General features: G+C 59.7%; 19 protein-coding genes. All 19 read left to right on the top strand.

Annotated features, from left to right (window positions below; all coding sequences use genetic code 11):
• Window positions 1-4: 4 nt before the first annotated feature.
• The 19 genes from rpsN (at window position 5) to ACR0KM_RS03635 (ending at window position 13,646) form a co-directional block, all read left to right on the top strand.
• The gene (rpsN, locus tag ACR0KM_RS03725; RefSeq protein ID WP_068340744.1) at window positions 5-310 is read left to right on the top strand and encodes a 30S ribosomal protein S14; all 306 of its coding nucleotides are present in this window, start codon (window positions 5-7) and stop codon (window positions 308-310) included.
• 13 nt (window positions 311-323) lie between these two features.
• Window positions 324-716, top strand: a complete 393-nt coding sequence (rpsH, locus tag ACR0KM_RS03720; RefSeq protein ID WP_068340741.1) for a 30S ribosomal protein S8 — start codon at window positions 324-326, stop codon at window positions 714-716.
• Window positions 717-727: 11 nt separating this feature from the next.
• On the top strand, window positions 728-1,261 hold the full coding sequence (gene rplF, locus ACR0KM_RS03715; RefSeq protein ID WP_480534935.1) for a 50S ribosomal protein L6: 534 nt from the start codon (window positions 728-730) through the stop codon (window positions 1,259-1,261).
• An 11-nt stretch (window positions 1,262-1,272) separates the two neighbouring features.
• Window positions 1,273-1,632, top strand: coding sequence for a 50S ribosomal protein L18 (rplR, locus tag ACR0KM_RS03710; RefSeq protein ID WP_039523386.1), 360 nt, complete (start codon window positions 1,273-1,275; stop codon window positions 1,630-1,632).
• A gap of 170 nt (window positions 1,633-1,802) precedes the next feature.
• The gene (gene rpsE, locus ACR0KM_RS03705) at window positions 1,803-2,366 is read left to right on the top strand and encodes a 30S ribosomal protein S5 (protein ID WP_170356677.1); all 564 of its coding nucleotides are present in this window, start codon (window positions 1,803-1,805) and stop codon (window positions 2,364-2,366) included.
• A gap of 12 nt (window positions 2,367-2,378) precedes the next feature.
• Window positions 2,379-2,567: a 50S ribosomal protein L30 gene (gene rpmD / locus ACR0KM_RS03700; RefSeq protein ID WP_480819096.1), complete on the top strand. Its 189-nt coding sequence runs from the start codon at window positions 2,379-2,381 to the stop codon at window positions 2,565-2,567.
• A 212-nt stretch (window positions 2,568-2,779) separates the two neighbouring features.
• Window positions 2,780-3,202, top strand: a complete 423-nt coding sequence (locus tag ACR0KM_RS03695) for a GFA family protein (RefSeq protein ID WP_480856529.1) — start codon at window positions 2,780-2,782, stop codon at window positions 3,200-3,202.
• Window positions 3,203-3,359: 157 nt separating this feature from the next.
• Entirely contained in the window at window positions 3,360-3,575 is a 216-nt protein-coding gene (locus ACR0KM_RS03690) for a DUF1127 domain-containing protein (RefSeq protein WP_480819098.1), read from the top strand.
• A 201-nt stretch (window positions 3,576-3,776) separates the two neighbouring features.
• On the top strand, window positions 3,777-4,250 hold the full coding sequence (gene rplO / locus ACR0KM_RS03685) for a 50S ribosomal protein L15 (protein WP_480819099.1): 474 nt from the start codon (window positions 3,777-3,779) through the stop codon (window positions 4,248-4,250).
• A gap of 109 nt (window positions 4,251-4,359) precedes the next feature.
• Entirely contained in the window at window positions 4,360-5,724 is a 1,365-nt protein-coding gene (secY, locus tag ACR0KM_RS03680; protein ID WP_480819100.1) for a preprotein translocase subunit SecY, read from the top strand.
• Entirely contained in the window at window positions 5,721-6,368 is a 648-nt protein-coding gene (locus ACR0KM_RS03675; protein ID WP_480819101.1) for an adenylate kinase, read from the top strand. Before secY ends, ACR0KM_RS03675 begins: the two co-directional genes overlap by 4 nt.
• A gap of 210 nt (window positions 6,369-6,578) precedes the next feature.
• The gene (rpsM, locus tag ACR0KM_RS03670; protein ID WP_008757392.1) at window positions 6,579-6,947 is read left to right on the top strand and encodes a 30S ribosomal protein S13; all 369 of its coding nucleotides are present in this window, start codon (window positions 6,579-6,581) and stop codon (window positions 6,945-6,947) included.
• A 15-nt stretch (window positions 6,948-6,962) separates the two neighbouring features.
• Complete coding sequence (gene rpsK, locus ACR0KM_RS03665) at window positions 6,963-7,352, top strand: 30S ribosomal protein S11 (protein WP_008757289.1); 390 nt, start codon at window positions 6,963-6,965, stop codon at window positions 7,350-7,352.
• A gap of 114 nt (window positions 7,353-7,466) precedes the next feature.
• Window positions 7,467-8,483 carry a DNA-directed RNA polymerase subunit alpha gene (locus ACR0KM_RS03660; RefSeq protein ID WP_170377644.1) on the top strand — a complete coding sequence of 339 codons (1,017 nt, stop codon included), beginning with the start codon at window positions 7,467-7,469 and terminating at the stop codon, window positions 8,481-8,483.
• Window positions 8,484-8,601: 118 nt separating this feature from the next.
• A complete protein-coding gene (gene rplQ / locus ACR0KM_RS03655; protein WP_170334079.1) occupies window positions 8,602-9,021 on the top strand; it encodes a 50S ribosomal protein L17 in 420 nt (139 codons plus the stop codon).
• Between the two features lie 131 nt (window positions 9,022-9,152).
• Window positions 9,153-10,538, top strand: coding sequence for a trypsin-like peptidase domain-containing protein (locus ACR0KM_RS03650; RefSeq protein WP_480856531.1), 1,386 nt, complete (start codon window positions 9,153-9,155; stop codon window positions 10,536-10,538).
• 3 nt (window positions 10,539-10,541) lie between these two features.
• The gene (locus ACR0KM_RS03645; RefSeq protein ID WP_480856532.1) at window positions 10,542-11,855 is read left to right on the top strand and encodes a replication-associated recombination protein A; all 1,314 of its coding nucleotides are present in this window, start codon (window positions 10,542-10,544) and stop codon (window positions 11,853-11,855) included.
• Between the two features lie 76 nt (window positions 11,856-11,931).
• Window positions 11,932-12,975: an RluA family pseudouridine synthase gene (locus tag ACR0KM_RS03640; RefSeq protein WP_480856533.1), complete on the top strand. Its 1,044-nt coding sequence runs from the start codon at window positions 11,932-11,934 to the stop codon at window positions 12,973-12,975.
• Window positions 12,972-13,646: an HAD-IA family hydrolase gene (locus tag ACR0KM_RS03635; RefSeq protein ID WP_480856535.1), complete on the top strand. Its 675-nt coding sequence runs from the start codon at window positions 12,972-12,974 to the stop codon at window positions 13,644-13,646. Before ACR0KM_RS03640 ends, ACR0KM_RS03635 begins: the two co-directional genes overlap by 4 nt.
• Window position 13,647 lies beyond the last annotated feature (1 nt).

Below are 13,647 nucleotides of genomic sequence, written 5' to 3'. Positions count from 1 at the left end.
AGACATGGCTAAAAAAGCAATGATCGAACGCGAGAAGAAGCGCGAGCGCCTGGTGGCCAAATATGCCGCAAAGCGTGCCGAGCTGAAAGAAATCGCGAATGACGAGAGCCGCCCGATGGAGGAGCGTTTCAAAGCGCGTCTGAAACTGGCGAAACTGCCGCGCAACAGCTCGGCGACCCGTCTGCACAACCGTTGTCAGCTGACCGGTCGTCCCCACGCTTACTACCGTAAGCTGAAGGTCAGCCGTATCGCGCTGCGCGAGCTGGGTTCTGCTGGTCAGATCCCCGGCATGGTGAAATCGAGCTGGTAAGGGAGACATAGATATGAATGATCCTATCGGCGATATGCTCACCCGTATCCGCAACGCGCAAATGCGCGGCAAGTCCACCGTTTCCACCCCCGCATCCAAGCTGCGCGGTTGGGTTCTGGACGTGCTGGCGGACGAAGGTTACATCCGTGGCTATGAAAAGACGACCGGTGAAAACGGTCATCCGGCCATCGAAATCAGCCTGAAATACTACGAAGGCACCCCTGTCATTCGCGAACTCAAGCGGGTTTCCAAGCCCGGCCGTCGCGTCTACATGGGCGTCAATGACATCCCGCAGGTCCGTCAGGGTCTGGGCGTGTCGATTGTCAGCACTCCGAAAGGTGTGATGTCGGATGCAAACGCTCGCTCCAACAATGTTGGCGGCGAAGTGCTCTGCACCGTCTTCTAAGGAGGTCTGCAATGTCTCGTATTGGTAAAAAACCGGTCGAACTGCCCAGCGGCGTTTCCGCCTCTGTGTCGGGTCAGACCATCGAAGTGAAAGGTCCGAAAGGCACCCGCAGCTTCACCGCAACCGATGACGTCACGCTGTCGGTCGAAGACAACGTTGTGCAAATCAACCCTCGTGGCATGTCCAAACGTGCCCGCCAGCAGTGGGGCATGAGCCGCACCATGGTTGCCAATCTGGTAACCGGTGTGACCGAAGGCTTCAAAAAAGAGCTGGAGATCCAGGGTGTTGGTTACCGGGCTCAGATGCAGGGCAACACCCTGAAGCTGAACCTGGGCTACAGCCACGATGTTGATTTCGTTGCTCCGGAAGGTGTCACCATCACCGCGCCGAAGCAGACCGAGATCGTTGTGGAAGGTATCGACCAGCAGCAGGTGGGCGAAGTCGCGGCCAAAATCCGCGAATGGCGCCGTCCCGAGCCATATAAAGGCAAGGGCATCCGCTATAAGGGCGAGTTCATCTTCCGCAAGGAAGGCAAGAAGAAGTAAGGACGCAAACAATGGCAAACAGCAAAAGAACCCTGTTTCTGAAGCGCCGCCTGCGCGTTCGGAACAAACTTCGCAAAGTCAACGCGGGCCGTGTACGCCTGTCGGTTCACCGTTCGAACAAGAACATCAGCGTTCAGTTGATCGACGACGTTCGTGGCGTGACCCTGGCCTCGGCCTCGACCCTGGAAAAAGATCTGGGCGTCGTTGGCAAGAACAACGTCGAAGCGGCCACCAAAGTGGGCGCGGCCATCGCCGAGCGTGCCAAGAAGGCAGGCGTCGAAGAGGCCTATTTCGATCGTGGCGGCTTCTTGTTCCACGGCAAGGTGAAGGCAGTTGCCGACGCCGCGCGTGAAGGTGGTCTGAAGATCTGATGGTGTGCCGGGCTGAAGCCCGGCCTACCTGAAACACCGCCGTAGGCCGGGCTTCAGCCCGGCACCGGCACTTGAAGGCAAGGTCACTTGCCTCGATGATCGGGGGGCTTCCAGCCCACTTCGATTGAAGAAAACGGCGTCACAACGCCACATGAGAAAAGGGATGCCAAATGGCAGAACGTGAAAACCGTCGGGGCCGTGGCCGCGACCGTGAAGAAGCACCGGAATTTGCCGATCGTCTGGTCGCAATCAACCGCGTGTCGAAAACCGTAAAAGGTGGTAAACGCTTTGGCTTCGCCGCTCTGGTGGTTGTCGGCGATCAGAAAGGCCGCGTCGGCTTTGGCAAGGGTAAAGCGAAAGAAGTACCCGAGGCCATCCGCAAGGCGACCGAACAAGCCAAGCGTCAGATGATCCGCGTGCAACTGCGCGAAGGCCGGACTCTGCACCACGATATCGAGGGCCGTCATGGCGCTGGTAAAGTGGTTATGCGCACCGCACCTGAAGGTACCGGTATCATCGCCGGTGGTCCGATGCGTGCCGTGTTCGAAATGCTGGGCGTCAAGGACGTTGTGTCCAAGTCGCTGGGCTCGCAGAACCCGTACAACATGATCCGCGCCACCATCAACGGCCTGCAGAAAGAGCAGAGCCCGCGTTCGGTCGCCGCACGTCGTGGTAAAAAAGTTGCCGACATCCTGCCCAAGCGGGACGAAGCACCGGCTGAAGCCGAAGCGTAAGGAGAGCGAGTCATGGCAAAAACCATCGTCGTCAAGCAGATCGGTTCCCCGATCCGCCGCCCCGCCGAACAGCGCGCAACCCTGATCGGTCTAGGCCTGAACAAGATGAACAAGACCCGCGAACTGGAGGACACTCCTTCGATCCGCGGCATGATCCGTAAGATCCCGCATCTGGTTGAGATCGTCGAAGAGCGCGGCTAAGCGCGACTTCTTCGAAGAACTTGAAACGCCCTCGACTTAGTCGGGGGCGTTTTTTCTTTTAAGGATGGCATTGGCTATTGCGGTCGACGTCATGTCGGTATCGGAAAAGATCACCCGAGGCTGGTTTGCTTTGACTGGATTCAAAGCGCTTGGTCGACGGGCAGATCGAACCGCTTTGTAAGAAGCTGAGAAACACCGGAGGGGGAGAACTCGTGACGACACGCGGAAAGTGTTTTTGTGGACAAACCCGTTGGGAATACGATGGGGAACCCAACTGGGCCTGCTATTGTCACTGCGATGATTGTCGCAGAAATTGTGCCGCCCCGGTCGTTGCATGGCTTGGCGTACCTCTGACCAGTTTCAGGTGGTCTGCGCATCCACCGAAGACGCTTGAAAGCTCAAAAGGTGTTTTCAGACATTTTTGTGAAAACTGCGGCTCACCCATGGGCTTTGAGGCTGATCATTATCCGGGCGGGATGCACCTTTACGCGGCTTCGCTTGAGGCCCCGCAGGCGTTCAGGCCGACATTCCATGTGAATTATCAAAGCAAACTCCCATGGTTTGATATCCAAGATGACCTGCCAAAATATGACGGCACGCTTTTCGACAACCCGAACGAGCATGATCATTACTGAGGATATTCATTGAGTCTCTGCTATGCTGCTGATGCAAACCGGCTAGACCCAAAACTGCATTGTTAGCGATATCTTTCGCCCTTATCTGAGCGTTGTCCACAAAGGAACAAATGGAAACGCCCGGGGAATGCGCCCCGGTACAGAAAGGAAATTAGATATGGCACATACAGCTACTCTGACACATGGCGGCTTCAATCTGAGCGCCCGCATTGCAAACCTGTTCGAGCGCGTAAAAGAAAACCGCGCGCGCGCTGCGGAATACCATCGCACCTATCGCGAGTTGCAAAACCTGAGCAATCGCGAGCTGGACGATATCGGTGTCCGCCGCTGCGATATCGCTGATATCGCGCGTGAACACGCCTATTGCGCGTAACACATCACTCACTCACGGAAGAAGAGGCGCCATCCCGGCGCCTCTTTTGGTTTTGTGCGCTGTGATACAACACATCTTGCAACCAAAGCCGGGACGCTGTAGAGCGCTCCAGTGGATTTCCGTCCACGAGAATCAAAACCAAGAAACGCCGTGGTTGACCCATCACGCTTCGGGGGTCACATCCGGCTTAGGAGAAGCGAAATGAAACTGAATGAATTGCGCGACAATCCTGGCGCAGCACCGAAACGCACCCGCGTTGGCCGTGGTCCGGGTTCCGGCAAAGGGAAAATGGGTGGCCGTGGTATCAAGGGTCAGAAATCCCGTTCGGGTGTGGCCATCAACGGCTACGAAGGCGGCCAGATGCCGCTGTACCAGCGCCTGCCCAAGCGCGGCTTCAACAAGCCGAACCGCAAGGCGTTCGCCGTTATCAACCTGGGCCTGATCCAGAAATTCGTCGACGCCGGCAAGCTGGACGCAAAGGCTGCGATCACCGAGGATGCGCTGGTTGCATCTGGCCTGGTGCGCCGCAAGCTGGACGGTATCCGCGTTCTGGCCAAAGGTGAAATCACCGCGAAAGTGAACCTGGAAGTCACTGGTGCTTCGAAGTCTGCCGTTGAGGCGGTCGAGAAAGCGGGCGGTTCACTGACGGTAACAAAAGCTGCTGCGGCAGAGTAAGCGCTTGTGAGCGGGCCCAGACCCGCTTACATAGACCTCAGAGTTTTCCAAGACGCCGCCCGAGCCGGAAAACGGTTCCGGGCGGTGTTTGCATAAGAGAGACCGATTTATGGTATCAGCAGCAGAACAAATGGCAGCCAACACAAGCTGGGCTGCTTTGGGCAAAGCCACCGATCTGCGCAACCGCATCCTGTTCACGCTGGGTTTGTTGATCGTCTATCGTCTGGGCACCTTCATTCCGGTGCCGGGGATCGACGGGCAAGCGCTGCGCGAGTTCATGGAGCAGGCGGGGCAGGGCATCGGCGGCATGGTTTCGATGTTCACCGGCGGGGCGCTGGGTCGAATGGGTATCTTTGCCCTCGGGATCATGCCCTATATCTCGGCCTCGATCATCGTGCAGCTGCTGACATCCATGGTTCCCGCGCTCGAACAACTCAAGAAAGAGGGCGAGCAGGGCCGCAAGAAGATCAACCAGTATACCCGTTTCGGCACCGTCGCTCTGGCCACGGTTCAGGCCTATGGTCTGGCCGTATCCCTGGAGTCGGGCGATCTGGCGACAGATCCGGGCATGTTCTTCCGCTTGTCGACCATGATTACGCTGGTCGGCGGCACCATGTTCCTGATGTGGCTGGGTGAGCAGATCACCGCACGCGGCATCGGCAACGGTATCTCTTTGATCATTTTCGTCGGCATCATTGCCGAGGTTCCCGCTGCACTAGCGCAGTTCTTTGCCTCGGGCCGCAGCGGCGCCATCAGTCCCGCCGTGATCGTGGGTGTGATCGTGATGGTCATCGCCGTGATCACCTTTGTGGTGTTCATGGAGCGCGCTCTGCGCAAGATACACATTCAATACCCGCGCCGTCAGGCCGGTATGAAAGTCTACGAAGGCGGGTCGAGCCACCTGCCGGTCAAGGTCAACCCATCGGGCGTTATCCCAGCGATCTTTGCAAGCTCGCTGCTGTTGCTGCCGGTGACGATCTCGACCTTCTCGTCGGGTGCGACGAACGGGCCTGTGATGTCCTGGCTGCTGGCCAACTTTGGCCCGGGACAGCCGCTGTATCTGCTGTTCTTCGCCTCGATGATCGTGTTCTTTGCCTATTTCTACACGTTCAACGTGGCGTTTAAGCCGGACGATGTGGCAGATAACCTCAAAAAGCAGAACGGTTTCATTCCCGGTATCCGTCCGGGCAAGAAAACCTCCGAATATCTGGAATATGTGGTCAACCGCGTGCTGGTTCTGGGCTCGGCCTATCTGGCGGCTGTCTGTCTGCTGCCGGAAATCCTGCGGGGCCAGTTTGCCATTCCGTTCTATTTCGGCGGCACCTCCGTGTTGATTATCGTCTCGGTGACCATGGACACGATCCAACAGGTCCAAAGCCACCTGCTGGCGCATCAATATGAAGGGCTGATCGAAAAGTCCCAACTGCGCGGTAAATCCAAGAAACGCGGCAGAAAGGCACCGTCCCGTCGATGAACATCATTCTTCTCGGCCCCCCGGGGGCAGGCAAAGGTACGCAGGCGCGTCATCTGGTTGACACCCGCGGCATGGTGCAGCTCAGCACAGGAGACATGCTGCGCGAGGCCAAAGATAGCGGCACTGAAATGGGCAACCGCGTGGCCGAGGTGATGGCAAAGGGTCAACTTGTAACCGATGAGATCGTCATCGGCCTGATCCGCGAAAAGCTGGATGCCGGTGCCGAGGGCGGTTTTATCTTCGATGGCTTCCCTCGGACGCTGGCCCAGGCCGATGCTTTGGGCGAGTTGCTGGCGAGTACCGGCAACAGTCTTGACGCCGTCATCGAGATGGAAGTGGATGACGCCGCTCTGGTTCAGCGCATCACCGCGCGCTCGACCTGTGGCGGCTGCGGTGAAGTCTATAATGACATCACCAAGCCGATCCCCGCAGAAGGCAAATGCACCAATTGCGGTAAAGAGAATGACTTCAAGCGCCGTGCAGACGATAATGAGGAAAGCCTCAAGACCCGACTGATGGAATATTACAAGAAAACCTCTCCGCTGATTGGCTATTATTATGCCAACGGGCAACTCACCAAGATCAACGGTCTGGGTGAGATCGGAGAGGTTCAAGGTGCGATTTCGGACGTTCTGAACGGCTGACGCAACACGGTTTCTGATATGGGCTTGACGTCAAGTCCAAAAGCCCATATCGACCCACATCCCTCTGGGAATCACTATCGCGCGCGGGATTCGTCCCGGCCGCCCCGACCACCTCGAATAATGCTGGACCCACTGGCGACACTGCCACGGTCAAGCGTTGTGAAAAAAGGTTCTGGAGTTACGGAACCGCAACGAAAAGGAAAGTGACACGTGGCACGTATTGCCGGCGTAAACATCCCGACTGCAAAGCGGGTACCAATCGCCCTCACATATATCACCGGTATCGGAAACACCTCGGCCAAAGCGATCTGCGAAGCCGTAGGCATTGAAGCGCACCGTCGCGTCAATGAACTGTCCGACGCCGAAGTTCTGGCCATCCGCGAACATATCGATGCAAACTTCACCGTTGAAGGTGACCTGCGTCGTGAAGTTCAGATGAACGTCAAGCGCCTGATGGACCTGGGCTGCTATCGCGGTCTGCGTCACCGCCGCAACCTGCCGGTTCGCGGTCAGCGTACCCACACCAATGCTCGTACCCGCAAAGGCCCCGCAAAGGCCATTGCCGGTAAGAAGAAATAAGAGGGGGTCTGACTGATGGCACGTGACAAGACTCGCGTTAAGCGCAAAGAGCGCAAGAACATCGCATCGGGCGTTGCCCATGTGAACTCGACCTTCAACAACACCAAGATCCTGATCTCGGACGTACAGGGCAACGCCATCTCGTGGTCGTCTGCCGGTACCATGGGCTTCAAAGGATCGCGGAAATCGACCCCCTACGCCGCTCAGATGGCTGCAGAAGATGCAGGCAAGAAGGCGCAGGAACATGGCGTCAAGACGCTGGAAGTCGAAGTTCAGGGCCCCGGTTCGGGCCGTGAATCTGCTCTGCGCGCGCTGGCTGCCGTGGGCTTCAACATCACGTCGATCCGCGACGTGACCCCGATCGCTCACAACGGCTGCCGTCCGCCGAAGCGTCGTCGCGTCTAAGCGATTTTGAATTAGGCTGGGGCTGTGTTTTTGCACGGCCCCAGCACGTCATTTTGAACCTCGGGCGTCTGCACCTTGTTGGTCATGGGGCGCGGACAGGAATGGAGGGATTACATGATCCACAAGAATTGGGCAGAATTGATCAAGCCGACCCAGCTGGACGGCAAGCCGGGCAACGACCCTGCGCGTCAGGCAACTCTGGTCGCTGAACCGCTGGAGCGTGGCTTTGGTCTGACCCTGGGCAACGCGCTGCGCCGCGTTCTGATGAGCTCGCTGCAAGGCGCGGCCATCACCAGCGTTCAGATCGACAACGTCCTGCACGAGTTCTCCTCGGTTGCAGGTGTCCGCGAAGACGTCACCGACATCATCCTGAACCTCAAGGGCGTGTCGCTGCGCATGGAAGTCGAAGGGCCCAAGCGCCTTTCGATCAATGCCAAAGGCCCCGCAGTTGTCACCGCTGGCGACATCAGCGAAAGCGCTGGTATCGAGGTTCTGAACCGCGATCACGTCATCTGCCACCTGGACGATGGCGCCGACCTGTTCATGGAACTGACCGTCAACACCGGCAAGGGTTACGTTTCGGCTGAGAAAAACAAGCCGGAAGATGCACCTATCGGCCTGATCCCGATCGACGCAATCTACTCGCCGGTCAAAAAGGTTGCCTATGACGTTCAGCCGACCCGTGAAGGTCAGGTTCTGGACTATGACAAGCTGACCCTGAAGATCGAAACCGATGGCTCGATCACGCCCGAAGATGCGCTGGCCTATGCCGCGCGTATCCTGCAGGATCAGCTGTCGATCTTCGTCAACTTTGACGAGCCGGAATCGGCTGGCCGCCAGGACGAAGACGATGGTCTGGAGTTCAACCCGCTGCTGCTGAAGAAAGTCGACGAGCTGGAGTTGTCGGTCCGTTCGGCAAACTGCCTGAAAAACGACAACATCGTTTACATCGGCGACCTGATCCAGAAGACCGAAGCCGAGATGCTGCGCACCCCGAACTTCGGCCGCAAGTCGCTGAACGAGATCAAAGAAGTGCTGTCCGGCATGGGTCTGCACCTCGGCATGGATGTCGAGGACTGGCCGCCCGACAACATCGAAGATCTGGCGAAGAAATTCGAAGACGCGTTCTAAACGCGTCTTCCCCAATGCCCGGGCTTCCGGGGACCATACGGGCACTTCCGCCCCAAGGAGAGCCGGTGACACGCATCGCTGGCCAGACAAAGCAAAACGCTAAAGAAGGATTAAGAAAATGCGTCACGCACGTGGTTACCGCCGCCTGAACCGTACTCATGAGCACCGCAAGGCTCTGTTTGCGAACATGGCTGGCTCGCTCATCGAACATGAGCAGATCAAGACAACTCTGCCCAAGGCAAAAGAACTGCGCCCGATCATCGAAAAGCTGGTCACCCTGGGCAAGCGCGGCGACCTGCACGCCCGCCGTCAGGCCGCAGCACAGCTGAAAGAAGACAAGGACGTCGCCAAGCTGTTCGAAGTTCTGGGCCCCCGCTACGCCGAGCGTCAGGGCGGTTATGTCCGTATCCTGAAAGCTGGTTTCCGCTATGGCGACATGGCCCCGATGGCGATCATCGAATTCGTAGATCGTGACGTCGACGCCAAAGGCGCAGCCGACAAGGCCCGTGTTGCTGCCGAAGAGGCCGCAGAAGAATAAGATCAGGGACAGTGCTGATCAGAAACCTCCGTTCGGGCAACCGGGCGGAGGTTTTCTTTTGGCGCATCGCCTGCTTGCAATCATGGCGCGCGGCCAGCATATCTGGGCTGATCCAAATCCCCGGAGCCCCCATGATCCGCGCCTTTCTGACCCTGATTTTTTTCGCAATTGCGACCCAAGGTACCGCCGAGACGCGGGTTCCCCAGTCGCAAGCCGAAATTAGCCTCGGGTTTGCCCCGGTGGTCAAGCAGGCCTCGCCTGCCGTGGTGAACATCTACGCCAAGATCGTGCGTGAGGGGCGTGTCAATCCGCTGTTTTCCGACCCCTTCTTCCGCGATTTCTTTGGCCGAGGGTTCAATGAGCCCCGGCAGCGGGTGCAGAATTCGTTAGGGTCGGGCGTGATCCTTTCGGCGGATGGCTATGTGGTTTCGAACTATCATGTGGTTGGTACCGCGACCGAGATTCGTGTGGTGACAACTGACCGGCGTGAATACTCGGCGCAGGTGGTTCTGGGCGACAAGGAAAGCGACATCGCGATCCTGCGGCTGGAAGAGGCCGAGGACCTGCCATTCCTGACGCTGCGCGACTCGGATCACGTTGAGGTCGGAGAGCTGGCGTTGGCCATCGGCAATCCGTTTGGCGTAGGGCAGACCGTGTCGTCGGGCATCATTTCAGGGCTGGCACGCACCGGGACAGCGACCGGCAATGCGCGAGGCTACTTCATTCAGACGGACGCGGCGATCAATCCGGGCAACTCGGGCGGGGCGCTGATTGACGTGAATGGCGATCTGATCGGCATCAATACCTCGATCCTGACGCGTTCCGGCGGCTCGAACGGGATCGGCTTTGCCATCCCGGCCAATCTGGTGGCCGAATTCCTGCGGCAGGCGCAGGCGGGCAATGACAGTTTCGTAAGTCCTTGGGCGGGTATCGCGGGTCAGCATATGAGCGCGGATATCGCCGAGTCTCTGGGTCTGACTTTTCCCATGGGCGTCGTGATCTCGGACATCCATCCGCTCAGCCCTTTGGGCGAGGCCGGGTTGCGGGTTGGGGATGTTGTGACCCATGTGGATGGGGATGAGGTGAACTCACCCGCCGAGATGAAATTCCGCATGTCCGTGGCGGGTGTGGGCGGCACCTCGGTCCTCACGCTCCTGCGTGGGGATCAGAGCGATGATATCAGCGTTGCGCTGGTCAGGGCTCCGGAAACACCTGCAGCGGACGAGACCACTCTGGACGACAACACAGTGATGCCCGGCCTGACCGTCTCGCGCATCAACCCGGCGGTGATCACACGGCTGCGGCTGCCCCTGTCGGTGACCGGCGTCGTGGTTGTCGATGCAGCCCGGTACGGCGGGCGTTCGGGCCTGCGGGCCGGCGACGTGATCAGCACCATCAACGGGGCCGAGATCGTCGAGCCTGAGGACGTGACCAATGCGCTGACCGACCCCGGCCGCCGTCTGCAGTTTGAGATTCAGCGCGGCGGGCGGCCCGTTTCGCTGCGGTTCCGGTTGTGATCTGTGTCTGATCTGTTCGATACCGGCGGTGACGAGCCTGCCGCCGCACCCCATCGCCCGCTGGCAGACCGGTTGCGCCCGCAATCGCTGGCCGAAGTGATCGGGCAGACGCAGGTTCTGGGCCCGGACGCGCCTTTGGGGGTGATGCTGGCCTCGGGCAGCCTGTCCAGCCTGATTTTCTGGGGTCCGCCGGGGGTTGGCAAGACGACGATCGCGCGTCTGCTGGCGCAGGAAACCGACCTGCATTTCGTGCAGATCAGCGCCATTTTCACTGGTGTGCCCGATCTGAAAAAGGTGTTCGAGGCGGCGAGGATCCGACGCCAGAACGGGCAGGGGACGTTGCTGTTCGTCGACGAAATCCACCGGTTCAACAAGGCGCAGCAGGACGGGTTTCTGCCGCATATGGAGGATGGCACCATCCTGCTGGTCGGGGCCACGACCGAGAACCCTTCGTTCGAATTGAACGCCGCTGTGCTCAGCCGGGCGCAGGTGCTGGTGCTGGAACGGCTCAGCCTTGCTGATCTGGAACGGTTGACCCAGCGCGCCGAGAAAGAGCTGGGTCGTGCCCTGCCGCTGACCCCGGCGGCGCGGGATGCGCTGCATGAGATGGCGGATGGCGATGGGCGGGCGCTGCTGAACCTGATCGAACAGGCGGCGGCGTGGAAAACCGAAAAGGCGCTGACGCCCGAGGCGCTGTCGACCCGCCTGATGCGCCGGGCCTCGAAATACGACAAGTCGGGGGACGAGCATTACAACCTGATTTCGGCCCTGCATAAATCGGTGCGGGGATCGGACCCGGACGCGGCGCTCTATTGGTTCGCGCGCATGTTGACCGGCGGGGAAGACCCGCGCTTTCTGGCCCGCCGCCTGACCCGCATGGCGGTCGAGGATGTGGGGCTGGCTGATCCGCAGGCACAGGCAATCTGTTTGCAGGGGTGGGAAACCTATGAACGGCTGGGCTCACCCGAGGGTGAGTTGGCGCTGGCGCAGGCGGTGGTGTATCTGGCGCTGGCTCCGAAGTCCAACGGAGCTTATGTGGGCTATAAAGCCGCGATGGCGTTGGCCAGGAAATCGGGCAGCGAACCGCCACCCAAGCATATTCTGAACGCGCCGACCTCGCTGATGAAGGATCAGGGATATGGCAGCGGCTATGCCTATGATCACGACGCAGAGGACGGGTTTTCGGGCCAGAACTATTTCCCCGACGACATGGAGAGACCGGCACTCTATCAGCCTGTCGAGCGCGGGTTCGAGCGCGAACTGAAAAAGCGGCTGGAGTATTTCGCCAAACTGCGGGCGCAGCGGAACGCACGGTAGGGCTGTCTTGACTCTTTGCGCGCGGCGCGCGACAGACGCGTGTTTCGGGGCCGGACATCAGGCAAGGGGCAAGGATATGAGCGGCGTACAGATGATCATCGTGGCGGAAGGCGATGGCGAGCAGCGGCTGGATCGCTGGCTGCGCCGCCTGTTCCCGCATGTCAGCCAGGGCCGGATCGAGAAGATGTGCCGCAAGGGCGAGCTGCGGGTCGACGGCGGACGGGTCAAAGCCTCGACACGGTTGGAGGTCGGGCAGTCTGTGCGCGTGCCGCCGCTGCCCGATGCGGACCATAAGCCGGTTGAGGTGAAGCACCGTGTCTCGGATGCGGATGCGAAGATGATCCAGTCCTGCGTGATCTATCGCGACGACCATATTCTGGCGCTAAACAAGCCCCATGGCTTGCCGGTACAGGGCGGCAGCGGCCAGACCCGCCATGTGGACAGCCTGTCCGAGGCGCTGCGCTTTGGCTATGGCGAGAACCCGCGCCTTGTGCACCGGCTGGACAAGGATACCTCCGGCGTGCTGTTGATGGCGCGCACGCGCGAGGCGGCCAAGGGCTTGACCGCTGCATTCCGCCACCGCAACACGCGCAAGATTTACTGGGCGCTGGTGGCTGGCGTGCCCACGCCTTATCTGGGCGAGATCAAGACCGGGCTGGTCAAGGCCCCCGGCCATGGCAAGCAGGGGGAAGGCGAGAAGATGATCGCTATCCATTCCAGCGAAGTGAATGACACACCCGGCGCAAAGCGGGCGCATACGCTTTATGCAACGCTTTATCGCGTGGCGGGTCGGGCCGCATGGGTCGCGATGGAGCCTGTCACGGGCCGGACCCATCAGTTGCGCGCGCATATGGCAGCGATTGGCCACCCGATTATCGGCGATGGCAAATATGGCGGTTCGGGGCAGGAAAATCTCGGCGATGGCTGGGGCGCGCAGCTGGGCGGCGTGATCAGCAAAAAGCTGCACCTGCATGCAAGGCGCTTGTCCTTTGAACATCCGATGACCCGAAAGTCGGTGGCGATCGAGGCCCCGCTGCCGGAGCATATGAAGCACAGCTGGGATACGCTGGGCTGGACTGAAGACCTTGCCGCTGATGATCCGTTCGAGGAGCTGCGATGAGCACGCCCCTGCGGCTGGTTCTGTTTGATGTGGATGGCACTCTGGTCGACAGTCAGGGGGCCATCGTTTCGGCCATGACCGCCTGTTTCGAGGCGCTGTCGCTACCGGTGCCTGACCGCAGGGCGATTCTGTCGATCGTCGGCCTGTCCTTGCCCCACGCGATGGCGCGCCTAGCGCCAGACCAGCCTGAGAAGGTGCAGGGACAGTTGGTTGAGGGATACAAACAAGCCTATCACGCCCAACGGCTTGAACAGGGCGCGGCCAGCTCGCCGCTTTATCCCGGCGCGCGCGCGGTGATCGAGGCGTTGCATGGGCAGGACGAGGTTCTGCTGGGCGTGACCACGGGCAAATCCCAGCGCGGGTTGGATGCGCTGCTCGAGGCGCATGGGCTTGAGCGCTATTTTGTCACCCGGCAGGTGGCGGATCACCATCCGTCGAAACCGCACCCGTCGATGATCGAAACGGCATTGGCGGAAACCGGAGTATCGCCCCGGCACGCGGCGATGATCGGCGACACCAGTTTCGATATGGAGATGGCCGCCGCCGCGCAGGTCGCCGGGATCGGCGTCAGCTGGGGCTATCACGACCGGTCCGCCTTGCACGCCGCGCGCATGGTGATCGACGGGTTTGAACATTTGCCAGACGCACTGGCCAAGATCTGGGACAACTAAG

The organism is Ruegeria sp. G10, assembly GCF_056533645.1.
This window is presented reverse-complemented; position numbering and strand designations above follow the sequence as displayed.

Coding starts and splice junctions, on each gene's coding strand:
- rpsH (WP_068340741.1), top strand. CDS start 324: ATGAATGATCCTATCGGCGATATGCTCACCCGTATCCGCAACGCGCAA.
- ACR0KM_RS03675 (WP_480819101.1), top strand. CDS start 5,721: ATGAACATCATTCTTCTCGGCCCCCCGGGGGCAGGCAAAGGTACGCAG.
- ACR0KM_RS03640 (WP_480856533.1), top strand. CDS start 11,932: ATGAGCGGCGTACAGATGATCATCGTGGCGGAAGGCGATGGCGAGCAG.
- rpsE (WP_170356677.1), top strand. CDS start 1,803: ATGGCAGAACGTGAAAACCGTCGGGGCCGTGGCCGCGACCGTGAAGAA.
- ACR0KM_RS03690 (WP_480819098.1), top strand. CDS start 3,360: ATGGCACATACAGCTACTCTGACACATGGCGGCTTCAATCTGAGCGCC.
- rplR (WP_039523386.1), top strand. CDS start 1,273: ATGGCAAACAGCAAAAGAACCCTGTTTCTGAAGCGCCGCCTGCGCGTT.
- rpsK (WP_008757289.1), top strand. CDS start 6,963: ATGGCACGTGACAAGACTCGCGTTAAGCGCAAAGAGCGCAAGAACATC.
- ACR0KM_RS03660 (WP_170377644.1), top strand. CDS start 7,467: ATGATCCACAAGAATTGGGCAGAATTGATCAAGCCGACCCAGCTGGAC.
- rpsN (WP_068340744.1), top strand. CDS start 5: ATGGCTAAAAAAGCAATGATCGAACGCGAGAAGAAGCGCGAGCGCCTG.
- rpmD (WP_480819096.1), top strand. CDS start 2,379: ATGGCAAAAACCATCGTCGTCAAGCAGATCGGTTCCCCGATCCGCCGC.
- ACR0KM_RS03635 (WP_480856535.1), top strand. CDS start 12,972: ATGAGCACGCCCCTGCGGCTGGTTCTGTTTGATGTGGATGGCACTCTG.
- rplQ (WP_170334079.1), top strand. CDS start 8,602: ATGCGTCACGCACGTGGTTACCGCCGCCTGAACCGTACTCATGAGCAC.
- rplO (WP_480819099.1), top strand. CDS start 3,777: ATGAAACTGAATGAATTGCGCGACAATCCTGGCGCAGCACCGAAACGC.
- rplF (WP_480534935.1), top strand. CDS start 728: ATGTCTCGTATTGGTAAAAAACCGGTCGAACTGCCCAGCGGCGTTTCC.
- ACR0KM_RS03650 (WP_480856531.1), top strand. CDS start 9,153: ATGATCCGCGCCTTTCTGACCCTGATTTTTTTCGCAATTGCGACCCAA.
- secY (WP_480819100.1), top strand. CDS start 4,360: ATGGTATCAGCAGCAGAACAAATGGCAGCCAACACAAGCTGGGCTGCT.